The organism is Synechococcus sp. A15-28, assembly GCF_014280175.1.
Lineage (GTDB): Bacteria > Cyanobacteriota > Cyanobacteriia > PCC-6307 > Cyanobiaceae > Parasynechococcus.
The window spans coordinates 910396-932287 of the sequence record NZ_CP047931.1; the positions used below are offsets into that span (position 1 = coordinate 910396).

General features: G+C 61.1%; 23 protein-coding genes and 1 tRNA gene. 15 read left to right on the forward strand and 9 right to left on the reverse strand.

Translation table 11 applies throughout. The features are described from left to right. Positions 1–18 precede the first annotated feature (18 nt). Positions 19–990, forward strand: a complete 972-nt coding sequence (gene sds, locus SynA1528_RS04895) for a solanesyl diphosphate synthase (RefSeq protein WP_186587954.1) — start codon at positions 19–21, stop codon at positions 988–990. Here the strand turns inward: sds and SynA1528_RS04900 are convergent. Further along, entirely contained in the window at positions 974–1633 is a 660-nt protein-coding gene (locus SynA1528_RS04900; protein WP_186587955.1) for an HAD family hydrolase, read from the reverse strand. The genes sds and SynA1528_RS04900 overlap by 17 nt on opposite strands. Before the next feature lie 133 nt (positions 1634–1766). Between SynA1528_RS04900 and acs the strand changes: the two genes are divergently transcribed. Beyond that, entirely contained in the window at positions 1767–3740 is a 1974-nt protein-coding gene (acs, locus tag SynA1528_RS04905) for an acetate--CoA ligase (RefSeq protein WP_186587956.1), read from the forward strand. A 1-nt stretch (position 3741) separates the two neighbouring features. Here the strand turns inward: acs and SynA1528_RS04910 are convergent, their stop codons facing one another. Together SynA1528_RS04910 and SynA1528_RS04915 are read right to left on the reverse strand one after the other, a co-directional pair. Further along, entirely contained in the window at positions 3742–4464 is a 723-nt protein-coding gene (locus SynA1528_RS04910; protein WP_186587957.1) for a DUF1350 family protein, read from the reverse strand. A 6-nt stretch (positions 4465–4470) separates the two neighbouring features. Further along, the gene (locus SynA1528_RS04915; RefSeq protein WP_186587958.1) at positions 4471–4926 is read right to left on the reverse strand and encodes a peroxiredoxin; all 456 of its coding nucleotides are present in this window, start codon (positions 4924–4926) and stop codon (positions 4471–4473) included. Between the two features lie 84 nt (positions 4927–5010). On the opposite strand from SynA1528_RS04915, the gene SynA1528_RS04920 reads away from it, so the two are divergent. The 4 genes from SynA1528_RS04920 to ptrA all read left to right on the forward strand — a co-directional run bounded on the left by SynA1528_RS04920 (position 5011) and on the right by ptrA (position 8087). Beyond that, on the forward strand, positions 5011–5781 hold the full coding sequence (locus SynA1528_RS04920; RefSeq protein ID WP_186587959.1) for a 3'-5' exonuclease: 771 nt from the start codon (positions 5011–5013) through the stop codon (positions 5779–5781). Positions 5782–5880: 99 nt separating this feature from the next. Beyond that, positions 5881–6129 (forward strand): hypothetical protein, encoded by a 249-nt coding sequence (locus SynA1528_RS04925; RefSeq protein ID WP_186587960.1) that lies wholly within the window; start codon positions 5881–5883, stop codon positions 6127–6129. 155 nt (positions 6130–6284) lie between these two features. Next, positions 6285–7259: a phosphate ABC transporter substrate-binding protein PstS gene (pstS, locus tag SynA1528_RS04930; RefSeq protein WP_186587961.1), complete on the forward strand. Its 975-nt coding sequence runs from the start codon at positions 6285–6287 to the stop codon at positions 7257–7259. Positions 7260–7451: 192 nt separating this feature from the next. Further along, positions 7452–8087 carry a Crp/Fnr family transcriptional regulator PtrA gene (gene ptrA, locus SynA1528_RS04935; RefSeq protein WP_186587962.1) on the forward strand — a complete coding sequence of 212 codons (636 nt, stop codon included), beginning with the start codon at positions 7452–7454 and terminating at the stop codon, positions 8085–8087. Between the two features lie 89 nt (positions 8088–8176). On the opposite strand, the gene SynA1528_RS04940 is transcribed toward ptrA, so the two are convergent. The 6 genes from SynA1528_RS04940 to SynA1528_RS04965 all read right to left on the reverse strand — a co-directional run bounded on the left by SynA1528_RS04940 (position 8177) and on the right by SynA1528_RS04965 (position 11652). Next, positions 8177–8250: transfer RNA gene (locus SynA1528_RS04940), tRNA-Pro, on the reverse strand. Between the two features lie 14 nt (positions 8251–8264). After that, complete coding sequence (locus SynA1528_RS04945; protein WP_186588287.1) at positions 8265–8600, reverse strand: hypothetical protein; 336 nt, start codon at positions 8598–8600, stop codon at positions 8265–8267. A 67-nt stretch (positions 8601–8667) separates the two neighbouring features. Continuing rightward, positions 8668–8829 (reverse strand): hypothetical protein, encoded by a 162-nt coding sequence (locus SynA1528_RS04950; RefSeq protein ID WP_186587963.1) that lies wholly within the window; start codon positions 8827–8829, stop codon positions 8668–8670. 1 nt (position 8830) lies between these two features. Further along, positions 8831–9541 (reverse strand): peptide-methionine (S)-S-oxide reductase MsrA, encoded by a 711-nt coding sequence (msrA, locus tag SynA1528_RS04955; protein WP_186587964.1) that lies wholly within the window; start codon positions 9539–9541, stop codon positions 8831–8833. 24 nt (positions 9542–9565) lie between these two features. Beyond that, complete coding sequence (locus SynA1528_RS04960; protein ID WP_186588288.1) at positions 9566–9829, reverse strand: hypothetical protein; 264 nt, start codon at positions 9827–9829, stop codon at positions 9566–9568. Positions 9830–9897: 68 nt separating this feature from the next. After that, complete coding sequence (locus tag SynA1528_RS04965; RefSeq protein WP_186587965.1) at positions 9898–11652, reverse strand: ABC transporter ATP-binding protein; 1755 nt, start codon at positions 11650–11652, stop codon at positions 9898–9900. Positions 11653–11702: 50 nt separating this feature from the next. On the opposite strand from SynA1528_RS04965, the gene SynA1528_RS04970 reads away from it, so the two are divergent. The 9 genes from SynA1528_RS04970 to SynA1528_RS05010 all read left to right on the forward strand — a co-directional run bounded on the left by SynA1528_RS04970 (position 11703) and on the right by SynA1528_RS05010 (position 21892). Next, a complete protein-coding gene (locus SynA1528_RS04970) occupies positions 11703–12026 on the forward strand; it encodes a DUF3288 family protein (RefSeq protein WP_186587966.1) in 324 nt (107 codons plus the stop codon). 58 nt (positions 12027–12084) lie between these two features. After that, positions 12085–13119 carry an anthranilate phosphoribosyltransferase gene (trpD, locus tag SynA1528_RS04975; protein WP_186587967.1) on the forward strand — a complete coding sequence of 345 codons (1035 nt, stop codon included), beginning with the start codon at positions 12085–12087 and terminating at the stop codon, positions 13117–13119. 40 nt (positions 13120–13159) lie between these two features. Further along, positions 13160–14302: a glutamine-hydrolyzing carbamoyl-phosphate synthase small subunit gene (gene carA / locus SynA1528_RS04980; RefSeq protein WP_186587968.1), complete on the forward strand. Its 1143-nt coding sequence runs from the start codon at positions 13160–13162 to the stop codon at positions 14300–14302. 33 nt (positions 14303–14335) lie between these two features. Continuing rightward, positions 14336–14731: an STAS domain-containing protein gene (locus SynA1528_RS04985; protein ID WP_286187910.1), complete on the forward strand. Its 396-nt coding sequence runs from the start codon at positions 14336–14338 to the stop codon at positions 14729–14731. Further along, positions 14728–15153 (forward strand): ribonuclease III domain-containing protein, encoded by a 426-nt coding sequence (locus SynA1528_RS04990; RefSeq protein ID WP_186587969.1) that lies wholly within the window; start codon positions 14728–14730, stop codon positions 15151–15153. The genes SynA1528_RS04985 and SynA1528_RS04990 overlap by 4 nt, the downstream gene beginning before the upstream one ends. Next, on the forward strand, positions 15150–16499 hold the full coding sequence (gene rlmB / locus SynA1528_RS04995; RefSeq protein ID WP_186587970.1) for a 23S rRNA (guanosine(2251)-2'-O)-methyltransferase RlmB: 1350 nt from the start codon (positions 15150–15152) through the stop codon (positions 16497–16499). The genes SynA1528_RS04990 and rlmB overlap by 4 nt, the downstream gene beginning before the upstream one ends. A 57-nt stretch (positions 16500–16556) precedes the next feature. Continuing rightward, complete coding sequence (locus SynA1528_RS05000; protein WP_186587971.1) at positions 16557–16802, forward strand: DUF1816 domain-containing protein; 246 nt, start codon at positions 16557–16559, stop codon at positions 16800–16802. A 43-nt stretch (positions 16803–16845) separates the two neighbouring features. Continuing rightward, the gene (gene gatA / locus SynA1528_RS05005; RefSeq protein WP_186587972.1) at positions 16846–18306 is read left to right on the forward strand and encodes an Asp-tRNA(Asn)/Glu-tRNA(Gln) amidotransferase subunit GatA; all 1461 of its coding nucleotides are present in this window, start codon (positions 16846–16848) and stop codon (positions 18304–18306) included. 67 nt (positions 18307–18373) lie between these two features. After that, the gene (locus SynA1528_RS05010; RefSeq protein ID WP_186587973.1) at positions 18374–21892 is read left to right on the forward strand and encodes a DNA polymerase III subunit alpha; all 3519 of its coding nucleotides are present in this window, start codon (positions 18374–18376) and stop codon (positions 21890–21892) included.

The following is a 21892-nucleotide window of genomic DNA, read 5'->3' on the forward strand; positions in this document are numbered from 1 at the left end:
GCGGCGCCGAGAGGGTTCATGATCACCGTCACCGAGCTGCTGCAACCGGTCGAAACCGATCTTGAGACCCTGCTCGGAGACCTGCGCAGCCTCATCGGCGCCGGTCATCCCATTCTTCAGGCCGCTGCCGAGCACCTGTTCAGCGCCGGTGGAAAGCGCTTGCGTCCCGGCATTGTTCTGCTGCTATCAAGGGCTCTGGCCGAAGACGGTCAGCTGACCCCCAGGCATCGCCGACTGGCGGAGATCACGGAGATGATCCATACCGCTTCTCTTGTTCACGATGATGTTGTGGACGAGGCTTCCACCCGCCGTGGGGTCGACACCGTCCACAGCCGTTTTGATGCTCGGGTGGCCGTTCTGGCCGGTGATTTTCTGTTTGCTCAGGCCAGCTGGCATCTGGCCAACCTGGATGACCTCGAGGTGGTGAAGTTGCTCAGCCGCGTGATCATGGATCTGGCTGATGGTGAGGTGAAGCAGGGTCTTTTCCGTTTCGACACTGCCCAGACCTTTGAGACCTACCTGGAAAAGAGTTACTGCAAAACTGCATCGTTGATCGCCAACAGCGCACGGGCTGCTGGTGTTCTCAGCGATTGCTCCTCGACGGAGCTTGATGGCCTCTATCGCTTCGGTCGTCAGCTGGGTCTGGCCTTCCAGGTTGTGGACGACATCCTCGATTTCACAGGCAGCGACCAACAACTCGGCAAGCCGGCTGCCAGTGATCTCGCCAGCGGCTACCTCACGGCTCCGACCTTCTACGCCATGGAGGAGCATCCAGGGCTTCAGGCCTTGATCTCCCGCGAATTCGCTGAGCCCGGTGACCTCGACCATGCCCTTGAGATGGTGCGCTCTTCCCGCGCCATCCCACGCACCCGTGAGCTTGCAGAAATCTTTGCCCGCGAATCCCGCGATTCCATCGGCTGGATGAAGGATTCCGCCTGCAAGCGGGCATTGCTGGAGCTGCCCGATTTCGTGCTCAGTCGTCTGTACTGAGCAGCTGATCCAGAACGACCTCCAAGCTGTTGATGTGCCTTGGGTTCACATCCCTGGGTTCTGTGGGCCTTTGTTCGTTCAGCACCCAGACCCGGCAGCCCGCCGCCAACGCTGACGCTGCGCCGGCCTGGGAATCCTCGAGGGCCCAACACCTGTTGGGATCCAGTCCCAGCCGATGTGCGGCGAGCAGGAAGGGGGCAGGGTCCGGCTTGCCGGCCTCCAGCTCAGGATCATCGCCGTAGACCCGTTCCGTGATTCGCTTCAGCCAGGGATGGGGTAAAGCTTTGAAGGTCACGGCTTCGAGGCTGCTGCTGGTCACCAAGGCCATCGGAATCCCCCTGGCATCGCAGTGCTCCACCAGCTGTTGCGCGCAGGGCATCGCTTTGGCGTGGGGAAGCAGGGCTCGCACAATCGGCTGCTGAACCGCAAGCAATGCGTCTGACTCCACCGGAAGCGGCAGCCAGCTGCTCACCAGGGCAGCGCAATCGAGACGTCGGCGACCCTTGAGCTGCAACAACTGGTCGCCGCTGAGCTCCGCTCCGAAGTGGGTTGCGGCTTCAGACCAGCCGCGGCTGTGCAACGGCTCGGTGTCGAGCAGCAATCCATCCAGATCGAACAGGCAGGCGGCGGGGAGAGCGGACACGCCATCCAGAGGTTCGGCACCTTCCAGTCAAGCTCGCTGCGGTTCACCGTCTGTCCGACGGATTGATACGGGTCGTGGAACGGTCGTTCCACTCCTCCTTACCCTTGCAACAACTGTCTTTGGCCCGTCTGCTGTGACCGAGTCCAATACGTCGATCGAAAGTGTCCTGCAGGAGCAGCGGGTGTTCGAGCCGCCAGCAGACACCTCCGCCAAAGCGCGCATCGGCAGCCTGGAGACCTACCGGGCGATGGCGGCGGCGGCGACAACCAACCCCGATGGTTTCTGGGGTGACGCAGCCCGTCGTGAGCTGCACTGGTTCGAGCCGTTCAATACCGTTCTCGACTGGTCGGAACCTCCCTTCGCCCGCTGGTTCGAGGGAGGGACCACCAACCTCTCGTACAACTGCCTCGACCGACATCTGGATGGGGCCAAGGCCGAGAAGATCGCGTTGATCTGGGAAGGAGAACCCGGAGACGTGCGCCGCTTCACCTATCGGGAGCTCCATGCGGAGGTCTGCAAAGCCGCCAATGCGCTCAAGGCCATGGGTATCGGCAAAGGCGACCTTGTGGCCCTGTACATGCCGATGATTCCAGAGGCTGCCATCGCGATGCTCGCCTGTGCTCGCATCGGCGCTCCCCATTCCGTTGTGTTCGGTGGCTTCTCGGCCGAAGCCCTGCGCGATCGTCTCATTGACGGCGAGGCCAAGGCCGTGATCACCGCCGATGGTGGATTCAGGAAAGACAAGCCCGTTTCGCTCAAACCGGCCGTTGATGCCGCATTAGCGGAGGGTGCCTGTCCCTCGGTGACCGGTGTTCTGGTGGTGCAGCGCACCAAGCAGCCCGTGGAGATGGTGGCGGGACGGGATCAGTGGTGGCACGACCTTGTGGATCCCCAGAGCAGCGATTGCCCTGCAGAGCCGATGGCCAGTGAGGACCGGCTGTTCGTGCTCTACACCTCAGGCTCCACCGGTAAGCCCAAGGGTGTGGTGCACACCACGGCTGGATACAACCTCTGGGCTCATCTCACCTTCCAGTGGATCTTCGACATCCGTGATGACGATGTGTACTGGTGCACAGCGGATGTCGGCTGGATCACGGGCCACAGCTACATCGTCTACGGCCCCCTGTCCAACGGTGCCACCACGGTGATGTACGAGGGGGCGCCGCGCCCCTCCAAGCCAGGCGCCTTCTGGGAGTTGATTCAGAAGCACGGCATCACGATTTTCTACACCGCGCCGACGGCGATTCGAGCCTTCATGAAGAGTGGCCGGGAGGTGCCCGATCAGTTCGACATGGGCAGCCTGCGGCTGCTGGGCACGGTCGGTGAGCCCATCAATCCGGAGGCCTGGATGTGGTATCGGGATGTGATCGGTGGCAATCGCTGCCCCATCGTTGATACCTGGTGGCAGACCGAAACCGGTGGCGTGATGATCAGCCCCCTGCCTGGAGCCACCCCCACCAAACCGGGATCCGCCACATTGCCGCTGCCGGGGATTCAGGCGGACATCGTTGATGCGGAAGGCAACAGCTGCGGAGCTGATGAAGGTGGCTATCTGGCGGTGCGGGCTCCCTGGCCCGGAATGATGCGCACGGTGCATGGCAACCCCCAGCGCTTTCGCGAGAGCTATTGGGAGCACATCCGTCCTGCCGATGGTTCCTACCTCTATTTCGCTGGGGATGGCGCCCGCCGCGACGCCGATGGGTACTTCTGGGTGATGGGCCGGGTGGATGACGTGATCAACGTTTCCGGTCATCGCCTTGGGACGATGGAGATCGAGTCGGCTCTGGTGAGCCATCCCGCGGTGGCGGAAGCCGCTGTGGTCGGTCGCCCCGACGACCTCAAGGGTGAGGGCATCGTTGCGTTCGTCACGCTGGAGGCAGGGCGTGAGTCGTCAGAGGATCTGATCAAGCAGCTCAGGGCCCATGTGGGCACAGAGATCGGACCGATTGCTCGGCCGGACGAGATTCGCTGCAGTGATGCCCTGCCCAAGACCCGCAGCGGCAAGATCATGCGCAGGATTCTGAGGGCCCTGGCGGCGGGTCAGGAGGTGAGTGGCGACACCAGCACCCTTGAGGACCGTTCGGTTCTGGACCGCCTGCGGGCCTGATTCAGGTGGACCAGCGGCCGATCACCTCGGTCAGCTGTCGGATGACCCCGACGCGCTTCGGGTCATCCGCCCAGTCCCCCAGAACGCTGCGTCTCAGCCCTGCACTGGCTGGGGTGAGGTGATCGCCTGGCAGCTGCAGCAGCTCCGTGTGATTGACCGGACGTTGCTCAAGCGCTTGAAGTAAGGCATCGCTCTGATCGAGCTGATCCCGACCGAAACGCACCACCAGGTTGCGTTCCTGTTGATAGTGACGGCTGATCAGGCGCAGGGTCTCCGACGGAGATGGGCTGAACTCGGTTTCAACCCCCAGTCGTGGGGCGATCTCCCCCAACAGCGGAATTGATCGGTCCGCCTGGAAATTGTTGAAACTGAGGGACACCAGCCCACGGCTGTTCCTGCCCCCATCCGGAGCCAGCAGCTGCAATTTGCAACCGAGGCTGTGACCAAGGCGGAGGGGCGTCGGCAACGGGCCGTAACGCTCTTCGAGCTGCTTCCGGGCGCGACGAAAGTCGGACCAGGCCTCCCTGGCCTGGCTCTGATGGTCAAATCCCGGGACATAGGCCCAGGCGTTTATCACCAGGCCGTTGTTGCCGAGATCCTCCAGCAGCCGCCGATAACTCACCTGGGGCGTGGCCGCCAGGTAACTCCCACCGATGAAATCCACCTGGCCGATGGGCCGAGCCGGTGTCAGTTGCCAGATCTTCCCCTGTTGGCGCCAGTTCATCTCGCCTCAGCTCTTGAGGGAGGAGATCACCCGTTCCGCCTCTCGCACGTGGGCCGGACCATCCAACAGGTTGCTGAAGACATGCCGGATGACCCCTTCACCATCCACCACATATGTGACGCGTCCGGGCATCAGTCCAAGCGCCTTGGGGACGCCAAGGCTGCGCCGAAGGCTGTTGTTCCGATCCCACAGCAGGGGGAAGTTCAGTCCGTAGCGGGTCGCGAAGCGACGATGGCTGATGGCGTCATCACCGCTGATCCCCCAGACCTCCGCGCCGAGGTTCTCGAAGCTGCTGCTGCTGTCGCGAAAGCTGCAGGCCTGTGCCGTGCACCCCGGCGTGTCGTCCTTGGGATAAAAGAACAGAACAAGCCAACGACCCCGCGCCATCTCGGGAGTTCGTTGCTCGCCATCCTGATCCTCGAGACAGAAGCTGGGCAAGGAATCGCCCACGCCGATGACCATTGGCTTGCTCAATCAACACAGACCCTAAGCAGAGAACCTCTTGCGCTGAGCGAGACAATCAACCTGGGGACAGGGAGCGTGCCAATGGCTGATCAGTTGACCTTGCTGGAGTCGGTGCCGGATCAGCGTCCCGATCCACCTGCTCCAACGGGGCCTGCCACGGCGTTGATCATCGACACTGAAACCACCGGGCTTGATCCGGAGAGGGATCGTTGTCTCGAAGTCGGGGCGATTTTGTTTGATGTCTCGTCTCGATCGGTTCTGGCGCAGCAGTCCTTTCTCCTGCCGGTGGAGTCCAATGCGGCGGAACCGATCAACCGGATCCCAGCTGCCGTGACACGGTTGCCTCAGCCCTGGCCTGGGGCCTTGCGTTGGTTCGATGAACTGCTGGTAGCTGCAGATGTGCTGGTGGCCCACAACGCTGCCTTTGATCGTCAGTGGTTCGGCAGGGAACCTCTGCCCGCCGTCAGCCACCCCTGGCTGTGTTCGATGGAGGATCTGCGTTGGCCTGCCGATCGGCAGCTCCGCTCCCGTCCTTCCGTGAGGGATCTGGCCCTGGCCTATGGCGTTCCGGTTTGGTCGGCCCATCGTGCCTTGACCGATTGCATCTATCTGGCCGAGGTGTTCGCCCGCTGCGACGACCTGGAGACGATGTTGCTGCACGGCCTTGAGCCCCGTCAGTTGATGCGGGCCAAGGTCTCCTACGACGATCGCCATCTCGCCCGGGAGGCTGGCTTTCGGTGGAACGATCCAGTGAAAGGTGCCTGGACCCGCCGACTGAGCCGTCGGGAGATCAAGAGCCTCAATTTCCCTGTCGAAGCCGTTGATCCTGGTTCGGAGCGCCGCGCTGCCTGATCTATCTCTTCCTTCGGAATGGGTGCTCTTTTGCTTCAGCACTCCGAAGCGACTGGGGTGGTTTCGGCTGTTTTGGCGTCGCTCCACCAGGCTGAATCCATGGCCGTTTTCATCCACCGTTATCGCCACCCCATCCAGAACCGGTTACGTCAGTGGCAGCAGGTGCGCACCTGGGCGCGACTGATCCGGGAGGCCGAAGCGCTCTGGCATGTGGATGTTCGTGCCTTACGGCGCATGGGGGCCGAGGAGCTCTCTCAATTGCTTGAAGAAGTGCCTCCGGCTCAACGGCAACGGATCAATCGTTGGTTGGATGGTTACTGCGTTGCGACACGATTGCGTCGTAAATGAACCGCCGCGAGGTCAATCAAAGCCCTTGTTTCGTCAATCACATGAACGAGAACCAGCACGAGGCCTGGAGAATCGACTTTCCTTAACCTGTCCCTAACGACGGATTCGTTTCTCTTTAGCTACTCCTAGGACGCCAACTTCCCATTAGGCCTCTCATGAGCTTCGCTAAGAAGGCTCTTCTCGTCTCTTCCGTGCTTGCCCTTGGGGCTGGCATGTCCGCCTCCGCCGCTGAAAAGCTGAACGGTGCAGGCGCTTCTTTCCCCGCCAAGATCTACCAGCGTTGGTTCGCTGATCTGGCCAAGTCCGGCGGCCCTCAGGTCAACTACCAGGCTGTCGGTTCCGGCTCCGGCCGCAAGGCTTTCATCGACCAGACCGTGAACTTCGGTGCATCGGATGATCCGATGAAGAAGAAGGACATGGCCAAGGTCAAGCGTGGTGTTGTCCAGATCCCCATGGTCGGTGGCACCATCGCCTTCGGCTACAACAAGCCCGGTTGTGATCTGAAGCTCACCCAGGAGCAGGCCGTTCGTGTGGCCATGGGCAAGATCCGCAACTGGCAGGATCTTGGCTGCCAGCCCGGCACCATCACCTGGGTGCACCGTTCTGACGGCTCCGGCACCACCAAGGCTTTCACCAACTCCATGAAGGCCTTCTCCAGCACCTGGACCCTGGGCACTGGTAAGTCCGTCAAGTGGCCTGCCGGTGTTGGCGCCAAGGGCAACTCCGGTGTTGCCGGTGTGATCCAGAACCGTCTGGGCGCCATCGGTTACGTCAACCAGTCCTACATCAAGGGCAACGTCGTTGCTGCCGCTCTGCAGAACAAGTCCGGTGAATACCTGAAGCCCTCCGTGGCTGCTGGTGCCCGCGCTCTCAACGGCATTCAGCTGGATAAGGACCTGGCTGGCAAGAACCCCAACCCCTCCGCCAAGGGTGCTTACCCCATCGCCACCCTCACCTGGGTGCTGGCTTACGAGACCGGCAACGGCGACGACGCCGAGGTCGTGCAGGAAGCCTTCAACTACATGCTGAGCGACGCTGCTCAGGACAAGGCTCCTTCCCTGGGCTTCGTGCCTCTGAAGGGCGACATCCTGGCCAAGGCCAAGGCTGCTGTGAACAAGATCGGCAAGTGATGACTTGCTGAGCCGTTGCTCATTCCAACGGTTTCAATCAGTTCCGACGGGGGCCCACTGGGCCCCTCTTTTTTTGTTCTTTTCTCATTCTTGGACAAAAGTTAGACGCGCCTTAACCGAATCACATCCCGCCCTTTGCCTGGAGGGCATGTTGTGCTCCATACAGTTCGGATGTATCCGCGGAACATCCCAATGGTTGCGATTCCCTCCCGTGAGCTCTCCCCAAGACGTGACGGTTTCAGGGAATTGCTGGAGACCAACTATCAGAAACGCAATCTTGTTCACCTGACGGCCGGAAGTGTCGTTCCGCTGCTCAAGAACAGCATCTGGCTTGTGGTTCGCGGCATGGTGAAGCTGGGTGCCGTGTCCGTTCATGGCGATGAGTTGCTGCTGGGTCTCGCCGGACCGAACGAGCCGTTCGGTGAACCCCTGAGCGCCGTTGAGGCCTATGAGGCAGTGGCCTTGAGTGATTGCGACCTTCTTTGCCTCAGCACCACCGAGGTGGAGCAGTCGCCACAGCTTGCGATCGCGATGATGGATGCCATCGGTGCCCGATATCGGCAGGCCGAATACATGCTTGCTCTGCTGGGCTTGCGCCGCGTTGAGGAGCGCGTGCGCGGTTTTCTGGAAATGCTGGCCCAGGACTATGGCCAACCTTGTGACGACGGCTTGCGACTCAATCTGCGGCTGACCCATCAGGAAATGGCCAGTGCTCTGAGCACCACTCGTGTCACTGTGACGCGCGTGATCGGTCTGCTGCGTGATGAGGGATGGCTGAAGATCGATGCTCAGCGGCATCTGGTCATCGCCCATCTGCCGCGTCGCTGATCAGGGAAACAGGGCATAAAAAAGCCGGCACATGAGTGCCGGCTTTTGACCTATCGCTGAGCGATGAAGTCGGGGTTTGGACGGTTGGATCGGAGCGGCGGGATTTGAACCCACGACCCCCACTACCCCAAAGTGGTGCGCTACCAAGCTGCGCTACGCCCCGTCAGATTCAAGTTATCACAGGGCATTCCGCCGTCTGAGTCGTTTCAGCATGCGAGTGGTGAGCTGATGTCTTGACTGGTTCCCGTATTGCATCAGTCGCATCTCTGAAGCCATCTGACGCATCTCCTTCAGGCTCATGGCCGCCAGCCTTAGTTCGGGAAGCGTTCGCCAGGCCCGTGCTCGCATCGGCAGTGTGCTCGGTCCGCCGGCCTGGCCAATGCTGATGGTGCCTTCGGCCAGCCACTCAGGGATGAGCACCACCAACACGGCGATGAGTCCGTAGAGCTCCACCAGTCCCTTGGGGAGTGGGTGAAGCCGGCGTCGATCCGTCGGGTCCGGCGGAACGCTCACAGCGATCCCTGATGGCGATGATGTCCACACCATGCCATCGACCCAGAGCGCTTCCCCAACGCGGTGGTCAGATTTGCAATGTCCTGGATGGCGATAGTGATGACGACGGAGCTTCCCGCCAGAGCAGCTCAGGCCCACGGCTGGCTTCTGGGGTGCGGGTGGAGAAGACCAAAGCGATCACCAACAGCACTGTCAGACCAATCGCCACCAGGACCTGACGAGCTGTCATCTCAGGCCAAACGGATCGGGGCATTGTCACTGCGCAGTACACAGTGGTTGATGCTCCAGTCGTAGGCCGTCCACACCGTTGATGGAAGGCGGTAATTGTTGCCCTCAAACTCCTTCAGCTCAGCCTGGGTGGGCATGGCCGAGCAATAGGGACGACTGCCGGGCTTGGCGAGGTATTGCTGGTGGTAGGGCTCAGCAAAGTAGAAGGTCTGATCCGCCAGGATCTCCGTGGTGATCGGGCCGTAACCCTGTTGATTCAGGGCATTCTGATAGGCCGTTTTGCTGGCCAGGGCGAGGCTCATCTGCTGATCTGTCGTGGTGTAGATCGCCGAGCGGTACTGGGTTCCTGTGTCGTTTCCCTGGCGGTTCCCCTGAGTGGGGTCATGGCATTCCCAGAACAGTTTCAGCAGATCACTGAAGTCGATGGCTGGAGTGCTCCAGACCACTCTCACCACCTCGGTATGCCCTGTGGTTCCGGTGCAGACCTCCTGATAGGTCGGGTTGACACGTTCACCACCGGCGTAGCCCACGGCTGTACTGACCACGCCTGGAAGACGCCAGAATCCCTTTTCAGCCCCCCAGAAGCATCCGCAGGCAAACAGGGCTTCCTCCTGGTCGCTCATCAATGGAGCCCTCAGGGGGGTGCCGAGTACGGCATGCATCGCGTCCGCCGAAGACTCACCACCACGTTGGGTCAACCAGGAGGGGAGCATGAATGAAGAGAAATTTCGATAACCCTAGGCAGGCTGATCGCTGTCCTGAACAGGTTCGAGCTGAATGTGGTTCAGCAGGGTGGTGACGAACGCGAACAGGAGAAAGGGAAGGCTCAGCACCAGGATCAGACCGACGCCCACGAGCGCGAAAATGGGGCGTGATGAGCCCATCAGGGCCAGTCCCGCCGCCAGGCTCACAAAGATCACGGCCATCCAGGCCAGCACCTGGCCGTAGATGTCACCGAAGGTGAGCGTGCAGCGCATCGCCAGAGGTGAGCTGCTGGTCATGGAAGGGTCCTGCACCTCACCAGCTAAGCCGCTGGTGCGGCTGTTGTCCCCATCAACTTCCAACTTCTTCAGGAAGCCATCTCCTCAAGTTGTTCAGCGGCCTGCTGACGTTCCCAGAGTCTTCGGTAGATGCCGGCAGTGGTGATCAAGTCGTTGTGGTGTCCCTGCTGCACGATTCGACCGTTGTCCATCACCAGAATCCGGTCACAGGCAGCTGCGGCCGACAGCTGGTGACTGATCATCACGATGGTGCGACCCTCCTGGGATCGGATCGAATCAAGGATTGCGGCTGCGGTGTTGTTGTCGACACTGGCCAGGGCGTCGTCCAGAACGAGCACCGGTGCGGAGACCAGCAGGGCACGCCCCAGGGCCGTGCGTTGACGTTGTCCGCCGCTGAGCGTGATGCCCCGTTCGCCCACGATCGTGCTGAATCCTTCCGGGAACCCCTTGACGTCGTCCGACAGTCGCGCCCGTTCGGCGGCGCGTTCAACCCGGTCATCCCCGGCGTTGGGTTCTCCATAGCGCAGGTTGTCGGCAAGGGTGCTGGTGAACAGAAACCCTTCCTGGGGAACCATGGCCACATCGCCTCGCAGATCCTTTAAGGGCAAGCGGTTGATGTCCACCCCATCCAGGAACAACTGGCCATCCGGGACGGGCACCATGCGGCCGAAGGCACGGGCCAACGTTGTCTTGCCGCAGCCCACGGCACCGACCACGGCCACCAGTTCGCCGGGTTCAATGCAGAAATCGAGGCCGTTCAAGGTGTCGCGCTCGGAACCCTCGTAACGGATGCGCAGGCCCCGAGCTTCGAGTCGTCCACGCCGTGGCTGCTCCGCTGTGATCGGATCGTTCCCATCAAGGATCGCCGGTTGGCGTCGCAGCAGTTCCTCCACCCGTTCCAGGCTCACCTGCCCGGTCTGGAATGTGTTGAGGGTGAAGCCCAGGAGTGCAGTGGGGAAAACCAACTGTTGTACATAAATGACGAGCGCGATCAGACCGCCGGTGGTCAGGTTGCCGTCGATGAGCCTGCCGCTGCCCAGGGCCAGAAGCAGCAGAAGTGAGATGGCGGTCAGGCCCTCCAGCAGTGGGAACAGCGTGCTTCGGGTCCGTGCCAGGCCGATGGCGCTGTTTCGGTAGCTGCTGTTGCGTTGGGAAAATGCCTGCTGCTCAGATGCCTCCTGGCCGTAGATCTTGATCGCTCCGATGCCGGAGAGGTCCTCCTGGATCAGATCGCTCAACCCGGACAGGTCCTCCTGTTGACGGCGCTGTTGCTTCATCATTCGCCCGCCGAACAGGCGCACCACCGTGAGCATCACCGGATAAGGCGCGATGGCAGCCAGGGTCAGCCAGGGATCAATCGTCAACATGGCCGGCAGCGTCAGGCTGTAGGCCAGCAGAGTGTTGGTTAGGCTGAGAATGGCGAAGCCAAGCAGCCGCCTGATGTTCTCCACATCGCTGGTGGCGCGGTTGATCACATCCCCACTGCCGGTGCTCTGCACCCAGGCCGGTTCCTGCCGCAGCATGTGATCGAAAAGTCGCTGGCGGAGGTTCACCTCCACCTGGCGGCCGACACCGAACACCAGCTGCCGGGACAGCAACCGCACGGCTCCCATTGTGGTCGCCAGCAACACGATCCAAGCAGCTTGGCTGAGAACGCTGTCGTAGGCAAAGCCCTCCTGAAGCTCATCGATGACCCTTCGCACCTCCATCGGGATGGTGACACTGAGCACATTGACCACCACCAGGGCGATGGCACCGAAGATGACGGTTCGGCGGTGGGGGCGTAGATAACGGCCGATCAGGTCCAGGCGCATGGCCGCCATGCGGTTTCCGATCAGGGCAGGCCAACCTAGGTGGGTGCGGTCCTTTACGGATGTCTGATTCCTCGTCTGAACCAACCCAGAACCATCCCCTCCATGGGACAGACCGTGATTTGATCGATCGTCTGCTGGCCTGTGATTCTCCCGGTAACGCTGAACGTACGGAGCTGGCTCGCCTGCTGATCCGTTACGACGGTTTTCCCGGTGCTGATGACCTGCAGCAGGACATGCAGCGTTTGCTGACCCTTTGGTCCCTGAGTCGGGACGAGCTCAATGACCAGGTGCGTGCGCTCTGGACCCAGGGATACCGCCCCGGAGCAGCAGCATCTGAGGCGGTGGGGTCCGGCTTCGACACGAGCGAAGCCAGTGACAACTGAATCTGGTCAGCTCAGCGCTTCGCGGGGATAGTGGGAGCCCATGGGCTCATCGCGCGTCATGTCCCCTGCCTCTACCCCCTGGTCCGGTCTGCTGGAGCAGCTGCTTGGCGGTGAAAACCTTTCGGCTGCTCAGGCGACGGACCTGATGCAGGCCTGGCTGTCGGAGTCCCTGACGCCCGTGCAGACCGGTGCCTTTCTGGCCGGTCTCCGGGCCAAAGGGATGGAGGCCGAGGAGTTGGCGGCGATGGCGGCGGTGCTGCGACAGGCCTGTCCGCTGCCCTGTGCCCGCCCCGATCGTTTCCTCGTCGACACCTGCGGCACGGGTGGCGATGGTGCCGACACCTTCAACATTTCCACTGCCGTCGCCTTCACCGCAGCGGCCTGTGGTGTTGAGGTGGCGAAACATGGCAACCGCAGTGCCAGTGGCAAGGTCGGCTCCGCTGATGTGCTCGAGGGACTTGGCCTCAATCTCAAGGCTCCATTGCAAGCCGTCATCGATGCGATTCCAGCGGCCGGTGTCACCTTTCTGTTCGCCCCGGCCTGGCATCCAGCCCTGGTGAATCTGGCGCCGTTGCGTCGCAGTCTTGGCGTCCGCACGGTGTTCAACCTGCTTGGCCCTCTGGTCAATCCCTTGAAACCACAGGCCCAGGTGCTGGGGGTGGCCAGGGACGATCTGCTGGATCCCATGGCCGGAGCCCTCCAACGCCTTGGTCTGGAGCGGGCTGTGGTCGTCCACGGCGCCGGGGGACTGGATGAGGCATCGCTGGCAGGCCCCAATGACCTGCGCCTGATCGAAGCCGGTGCCATTCGTTCCCTTCAGCTCCGTCCCGAAGAACTGGGATTGTCCACGGCGAATCTTGAGGCTCTCAAAGGCGGAGATCTGCAGCGCAATCAGACGATCCTTCAACAGGTGCTGCAGGGCCATGGTGAACCGGCGCAGCGCGATGTGGTCACGCTGAACACGGCTCTGGTGCTGTGGGCTGCTGGGGTCGACACGGATCTCTCGTCTGCCGCTGCCCGCGCAGCCAGAACCCTGGATGAAGGCCTGCCTTGGACCCGTCTGGAGACCCTGCGCGAGCACCTGGCCCGCTGAAATGGACAATGAAGAGTGATTGCCGTGAGCTGTTGGCCTGATGCCCCTCCCTTCATCACGTCAGGCTCATCTCGTGCTGGCCGACGGCACCGTTCTCACCGGAGAAGCCTTCGGGCATCGCGGCTCCGTTGTGGGTGAGGTGGTCTTCAACACCGGCATGACTGGGTACCAGGAGGTCCTCACTGACCCGTCCTACGCAGGGCAGCTGGTCACGTTCACTTATCCCGAGCTGGGTAACACCGGTGTGAACGGGGATGACCAGGAGGCAGACCTGCCCCATGCCAGGGGGGTGATTGCGCGCCAGCTGGCCCCGCAAGCCAGCAACTGGCGCAGTTCTGAATCCCTCGACGGCTGGATGGATCGCCATGGACTGGTGGGCATCTGCGGTGTCGACACCCGCGCCCTGGTGCGTCGTCTTCGCGATGGCGGAGCCATCAATGGCGTGATCAGCAGTGATGGACGTTCGCCCGCTGAGCTGCTGGCCGAGGTCCGTCGTGCCCCGAGCATGGAGGGCCTCAATCTGGCCAGCCAGGTCAGCACCCCAGAGCCCTATCAATGGTCGTCGCCTTGCCGCGTCGGCTTTGATCAGCGCTTGAAACAGCGCCCCGACCATCCCTACCGGGTGGTTGCCATCGATTTCGGCATCAAGCGGGCGATCCTGGATCGGCTTGTCGCCCATGGCTGTGCCGTCACTGTTCTGCCATCGGATGCAGATCTGGAGATGGTGCTGTCCCATCAGCCGGAGGGCGTTTTTCTCTCCAATGGCCCAGGTGACCCCGCCGCGGTGGACAGTGGCATCGACCTGGCACGATCGCTGCTGGATCTCCCCAACATGCCTCTGTTTGGCATCTGTCTGGGCCATCAGATCCTGGGCCTGGCCCTGGGAGGGCGCACCTTCAAGCTCGGCTTCGGTCACCGCGGTTTGAATCATCCCTGCGGCACCAGCGGACAGGTGGAGATCACCAGCCAGAACCATGGCTTTGCCCTGTCCTCCGAGGCATTGCCGGAGACGATGGTCGAGGTGACCCACCTCAATCTCAATGACCGCACCGTTGCCGCGTTTCAACATCGCCATCAACCGGTGTTTGGGATCCAGTACCACCCGGAGGCCAGCCCGGGTCCCCACGATGCCGATCATCACTTCGGCCGTTTCGTTGCGTTGATGGCGGATCGGCGTGGCTGAGGTGGTTGACAACCGACAGCATCACTACACTTCGTGGCGAGATTGAATGGGGAGACTGGACCCATCAGCGAACTACAGCGACTGACGGTCTCTCTGCGCGGGGGCTTTGAACAGCAGAACGGCTGTCTGGTGTTTCATTTCACCGGACAGTTGGACGCCTACTCCGAGAAGCAGTTCATGGAGTACGTCGTCGACGTGCTGAAGGCCAGCACACTTCCTGCGGTGATCGACCTCAGCGAGATCGATTTCCTCGATTCCTCCGGCTTGGGTGCCCTTGTTCAGCTCGCCAAGCAGTGCACTGACGCCAAGCGGTCATTTTCCCTGGTGGGGAATTCTCGCGTCATGCAGACGGTGAAGCTGGTTCGGTTGGAAGAGTTTCTTCATCTGGCTCAGGATCTGCCGACGGCCCTCAGCAACCTGGCGGCTTGAGCGAGTGGATCCAGGGCCAGACCGGCGGCGATGATGCTGCTGATCTCGGCCCGCTGCAGCTGGCCTGGCTGGGGGACGCTGTCTGGGAGTTGCACCAGCGACTGCGTTTCTGTCGGTCTCCCGGTCGCGCAGATGTGCTGCACCGTGCCGTTGTTGCCAAAGTCTGTGCCCAGGCTCAGGCTGAGGCCCTTGGGCAGCTTGATCCAGTGTTGAGCGACCAGGAACGCGATCTCGTCCGTCGCGGCCGCAATCGGGCTGGGCGTGGACCCAAGCGATCCGATGCCGCGGTGTATGGACTGGCCACAGGGTTTGAGACAATGGTGGGCTGGCTGTATCTGCACGACCCAGCGCGCCTGGCGGAGCTTTTCGATCACCTGGATCAGGCCGGCACCCTCTCGACATCCCGAACACCTCGCCGATGAGCCCTCGCTTTGAACGCCGTCCCGGCGGTTCGTCCAGGACTGGACGACCGGGGCGCAGCGACCGACGTCGTCCTGATGATGATCGCCGCGAGTGGAACCAGGAGGAGCCGGTCCGGAGACGGCGCATAGAAGACCGTCCTCGGGGGCGCTCCGACGACGAGCGGCGAGCCCGTCCCGATCGCGGAGACCGTGGTGGCCGTTCACGGTTCATGGCCGACAGGCGTCCTGAACGACCTGAGCGCAGGGAGGGGCGTCGGGACGATCAACGTCGTGACGAGCGGTCCTATGGACGTCGTGATGATGCTCAGGGCGACCGGCGCGGTGATCGGCGGCCTTCGTTTCAAAGGGAGCGTTCGCGTCTCCCGTTCCGGGATCGTCCTCAGCGCAGACCAGAGGGCGAGGCTGCTGCTGCCACACCGCCAGCGGATGATCTGGTCTGGGGACGCCATGCCGCACTCGCGGCGCTGGAAGCCGGGAGACCGATTCATCGCATCTGGTGCACTCCTGAGATGCGCAGCGCCGCCAAGTTCCTGCAGTTGCTTCGCGATGCCAAGGCTTCCGGCGTGCTGGTGGAGGAGGTCACGTGGGCTCGTCTGGGGCAGATCACCGGAGGTTCGGTGCACCAGGGCATTGCGCTGCAGACAGCAGCTGCAGACACAATCGATCTGGAGAGCTTGATTGACGGTTGTTCCGATCTGGGGGAACCGCCCTTGCTGCTGGCTCTGGATGGCGTCACGGATCCCCACAACCTGGGCGCGGTGGTCCGCTCGGCTGAGGCGATGGGGGCCCATGGTGTGGTGTTGCCCCAGCGACGCAGCGCTGGCCTGACGGGTTCGGCGGCAAAGGTGGCTGCTGGTGCCCTCGAACACCTGCCGGTGGCGCGGGTGGTCAACCTCAACCGCTCCCTTGAGAAGCTGAAGGATGCCGGCTATCGCGTGATCGGCCTGGCGGGAGAGGGCGATGTGACCTTGCCCGATGTGGATCTCAGCGGGCCTCTGGTGCTGGTGACCGGTTCCGAGGATCAAGGGCTGTCCCTGCTGACACGCCGACACTGCGACCAGTTGGTGAGGATTCCGCTGCGGGGGGTGACGCCAAGCCTGAATGCATCGGTGGCCACAGCGCTATGCGTCTACGAGGTGGCCCGCCGCAACTGGATGAAGGACATTCATGGTCAGGCTCCATCGCCGCCGATTCAGAGGGCGCGGATGGCTGGCCAGCGCGATGATGACATGCCTGAGCAGCCCGTTGAAACGGCGCCTCCCGAGGAGCGCATCGAACTGGAACTTGAACGCCGTGATCGCGATGCAGGTTTGGAGTTTGATCAGAGCATCCAGCTTTCTCCCTGAGAAGACCGTGTTATTTGGCCTGGTCGGTGCAAAATGCCCCTACAAGACATGAGCTCCATGAGCCCTCTGATCCGGCCGCTGCGCAGCCTCGCCAATGGTGTCGGTCTGGCTTGGTGGGCCCGCGTCGAGACCACCGGGCCCGATGTGACCTACTGGTTCGGCCCTTTCCTCACCCGCAATGGCCTGGAGAGTGAGCTCGCCACCTTCATCGAGGATGTGGGCTCCGAGCAGCCTCAGTCCATGCGCCACACCTTGCTGCGGACGCGCCGTCGCGAGCCATTGACCATCGCTGCCGAGGGTTGATCCCGCGGCTGATAGCGTCGCTCCTGCAACAGATCGCGGTTTCATGACGATCAGCGCGTGGCGTCAGCAACTGCAGGCCGGTGAAGTCTCCTCCAGGGAACTGGTGGATGAGCATCTCCAGCGGTTGGAGCGGTCAGAGCCATCCCTGAATGCCTTCGTGCAGGTGACGGCTGATCGGGCTCGCGCCGAGGCCGATCGTGTCGATCAGGCCCGTGCCGCAGGGGAAGACCTCGGTCCTCTGGCGGGTCTGCCGTTGGCAATCAAGGACAACCTCTGCACCCGTGGTGTTCGCACCACCTGCTCGAGCCGCATGCTTGAACAGTTCGTGCCTCCCTATGAGTCGACCGTGACCGATCGGCTGTGGACTGCCGGAGCCGTGTTGGTCGGCAAGACCAATCTGGATGAATTCGCCATGGGGGGGTCCACCGAGACATCGGCGTTTGGTGCTACCAAAAACCCCTGGAACATCGGCCATGTTCCCGGCGGCAGCTCCGGCGGCAGTGCGGCCGCCGTGGCTTCCGGCAGCTGTGTGGCCTCACTCGGTTCGGATACGGGCGGCTCGATCCGCCAACCGGCTTCCTTCTGCGGTGTTGTGGGGTTGAAGCCCACCTACGGCAGGGTCAGCCGTTGGGGGCTTGTTGCCTTTGCCAGTTCCCTGGATCAGGTCGGACCTTTCGCCGGGTCTGTGGCGGATGCGGCCGAGCTGCTTCAGGTGATCGCCGGCCATGATGCGCGCGATTCCACTTGTTTGAAAGCGGACGTTCCCGATTACACCGGGGGCCTGAACACATCCATCAAGGGATTGAAGGTCGGCATCATCCGCGAATGTTTTGACGCCGAAGGGCTTGATCCCGAAGTGAAGGCCTCCGTACAGGCTTCCGCTGCCCAGCTGGAGGCTCTCGGCGCTGAACTGGTGGATGTGAGCTGCCCGCGCTTCAACGACGGCATCGCCACGTACTACGTCATCGCGCCGTCGGAAGCCTCCGCCAATCTGGCCCGTTACGACGGCGTCAAATATGGCTTCCGGGCTGACGATGCCGAAAGCCTGGCGGGCATGACCTCCCGCAGTCGCGCCGAAGGTTTCGGAGCCGAGGTGCAGCGCCGGATTCTGATCGGCACCTATGCCCTCTCCGCCGGTTACGTGGATGCCTACTACAAAAAGGCTCAGCAGGTCCGTACCCTGATTCGTCGCGACTTCGATTCGGCGTTCCAGCAGGTGGATGTTCTGTTTACACCAACAGCTCCATCCACAGCGTTCAAGACCGGCGCCCATGCCGATGACCCGCTGGCCATGTATCTGGCTGACCTGCTCACCATCCCTGTGAACCTGGCTGGGCTCCCGGCGATCAGCGTTCCCTGTGGATTCAGTGCTGCGGGGCTGCCGATCGGGATGCAGCTGATCGGCAATGTGCTCGATGAGCCGCGACTGCTGCAGGTGGCGCATCAGTACGAACAGGCTGCAGACGTCTTCGCGCAGCGCCCAGAAGCTGTTCTTGTGCCCTGACCACCACATCTGGTGCTGAGGATGTCGGCCTCACGCTTGATCTTGCGTTAGGTCCTAGGCTGGGGGCATGGCATTCGTTCCGCTTCACAACCACAGCGACTACAGCCTGCTCGATGGTGCTTCGCAGCTGCCGGCAATGGTGGAGCGTGCCAAGGAACTGGGCATGCCTGCCATCGCTCTGACCGATCACGGGGTGATGTATGGAGCGATTGAACTGCTGAAACTTTGTAAGGGTTCAGAACTCAAGCCGATCATCGGCAATGAGATGTATGTCATCAATGGTTCCATTGATGACCCTCAACCCAAGAAAGAAAAGCGATATCACCTCGTCGTTCTCGCAAAGAATGCCGTCGGATATCGCAATCTGGTCAAGCTGACAAGCATCAGCCATCTGCGCGGTATGCGCGGACGGGGAATTTTTTCGCGCGCCTGCATCGATAAGCACCTCCTCAAAAAGTACAGCGAGGGGTTGATCATCTCCACCGCCTGTTTGGGTGGTGAATTGCCGCAGGCAATCCTGCGGGGACGGCCGGATGTGGCTCGTACGGTGGCCCTTTGGTATCAGGAGGTCTTCGGCGAAGACTTCTACCTTGAAATCCAGGATCACGGCTCTCCTGAAGACCGGATCGTCAATGTCGAACTGGTTCGCATTGCCCAGGAACTTGGCATTCAGTTGGTGGCCACCAACGATGCTCATTACCTCAGCAAGCAGGATGTGGAGGCCCATGACGCCTTGCTTTGCGTGCTCACGGGCAAACTGATCAGCGACGAGAAGCGGTTGCGATACACCGGCACGGAATACATCAAGACCGAAGAGGAGATGAACCGACTCTTCGTGGATCATTTGGAGCCTGATGTGGTGCGTCAAGCCATCGCCAATACGGTGGCTGTTGCCGAAAAAGTGGAGGACTACGACATCCTGGGGCACTACCAGATGCCTCGGTTCCCCATTCCAGAGGGACACACCGCCGTCACCTATCTCCGTGAGGTCACAGAGCTTGGCTTGCGGGTCCGACAGGATCTGGCACCTGATGCGTCCATACCGGCGGACTATGCCGAGCGAATGGCCCATGAGTTGAAGATCATGGAACAGATGGGGTTCCCGACCTATTTCCTCGTGGTGTGGGACTACATCCGTTTCGCCCGCGAACAAAAAATTCCTGTCGGACCCGGTCGTGGTTCGGCGGCGGGATCCCTTGTGGCTTACGCCCTCGGAATCACCAACATTGATCCGGTGACGAACGGTCTTCTGTTCGAGCGTTTCCTCAATCCGGAACGGAAGTCGATGCCTGATATCGACACCGACTTCTGCATTGAACGCCGTGGTGAAGTGATCGACTACGTCACCGAACGCTACGGCGACGACAAGGTGGCGCAGATCATCACGTTCAACCGGATGACGTCCAAAGCAGTGCTGAAGGATGTGGCCCGGGTGCTGGATATTCCCTATGGCGATGCCGACCGTCTGGCGAAGTTGATCCCGGTTGTCCGCGGAAAACCCGCCAAGTTGAAGGCCATGATCGGCGAGGAGTCACCAACGCCGGAATTCCGAGAAAAATATGAATCCGATCCGGTGGTCAAGCGCTGGGTGGATATGGCGATGCGAATCGAGGGGACCAACAAAACCTTCGGTGTGCATGCCGCCGGTGTTGTGATCGCTGCTGATCCGTTGGATGAATTGGTGCCATTGCAGCGCAACAACGATGGTCAGGTGATCACGCAGTACTTCATGGAAGATGTGGAATCCATGGGGTTGCTGAAGATGGATTTCCTGGGGTTGAAGAACCTCACGATGATTGAGAAAACCCTGGAGTTGGTGGAAGTCAGCAGCGGCAACCGCATTGATCCCGATAAACTTCCTCCGGAAGATGAGGAAACGTTTTCTCTGCTTGCTCGGGGTGATCTCGAAGGGATTTTCCAGCTGGAGTCGAGCGGTATGCGCCAGATTGTTCGTGACCTCAAGCCGTCATCCCTGGAAGATATTTCATCAATTCTTGCCCTGTACAGACCCGGCCCTCTTGATGCAGGTTTGATCCCAAAATTCATCAATCGTAAACATGGCCGCGAAGCGATTGACTTCGCTCACGCGATTCTGGAACCGATTCTGAGTGAAACTTACGGAATCATGGTTTACCAGGAACAGATCATGCGCATCGCGCAGGATCTTGCGGGATATTCACTGGGGCAGGCGGATCTGTTGCGCCGGGCTATGGGTAAGAAGAAGGTGTCGGAAATGCAGAAGCACCGTGGCATCTTCGTGAAGGGTGCATCAGAGCGCGGTGTTGATGACAAGGTTGCCGACGAATTGTTTGATCAGATGGTGCTCTTTGCTGAGTACTGCTTCAACAAGAGTCATTCCACGGCCTATGGCGCCGTGACCTACCAAACCGCATACCTCAAGGCGCATTATCCTGTGGCCTACATGGCTGCTTTGCTCACGGTCAATGCCGGTGCGGCCGACAAGGTGCAGCGCTACATCGCGAATTGCAATGCCATGGGCATCGAAGTCATGCCCCCTGATGTCAATGCCTCCCTGACGGATTTCACCCCCAACGGCGATCGCATTCTGTTTGGTCTGTCCGCCGTTCGAAATCTCGGCGATGGTGCCATTCGTCAGTTGATTCGTTCACGGAACAGCGATGGTCCCTTCCGATCGCTTCCTGATCTCTGCGATCGGGTCCCTTCGTCGGTGCTCAACCGCCGCGGGCTGGAGTCTCTGATCCATTGCGGCGCTTTGGATTCCATGGAGCCTTCCGCCAACCGGGCTCAATTGATGGCTGATCTCGATCTTCTCCTCGACTGGGCCTCGTCAAGGGCCAAGGATCGAGATAGCGGTCAGGGCAATCTGTTCGACCTGATGGCAGCTCCGGACGATTCGGATGGTGCCTCTGATCTCAGCCTCGCCCCGAAGGCTGCTCCCGTGGCTGATTACGGTCCCGCAGAGAAGCTGAAGCTGGAAAAGGAGTTGCTCGGCTTCTACCTTTCGGACCATCCGCTGAAGCAGCTCACACCCAGTGCCCGCCTCCTTGCACCCATTGGCTTAGGAGCCCTTGAGGAGCAACCGGACAAGACCAAGGTCAGTGCAGTCACGATGATCACCGAGTTGCGTCAGGTCACCACCCGCAAAGGGGATCGGATGGCGATTCTTCAGCTGGAAGACCTTTCCGGCAGCTGCGAAGCAGTGGTTTTTCCCAAGAGTTATGCCCGACTGGCGGACCATCTGATGACCGAAGCCCGTCTGTTGGTGTGGGCCGGCGTGGATCGACGGGACGATCGCGTTCAGTTGATCATTGACGACTGCCGGGCCATTGATAATTTAACCGTGCTTCTGGTGGAGCTTTCCTCTCAGCAAGCCAGTGACATCGCCATTCAGCACAAGTTGAGGGAATGTCTGAACCAATACCGACCGGACCGGGAGGAGCTGGGCGTCAAGGTGCCCGTTATTGCAGCGGTCCGCGATAGTCAATCAGTTCGCTACGTCCGGCTGGGTTCTCAGTTCTGCGTCAAAGATGCTGATGCAGCTCTGCAAGCGTTATCAGCCCAGGCCTTCAATGCCCGGAGTTCGGAGCCAATGGTGCTCGGTTGA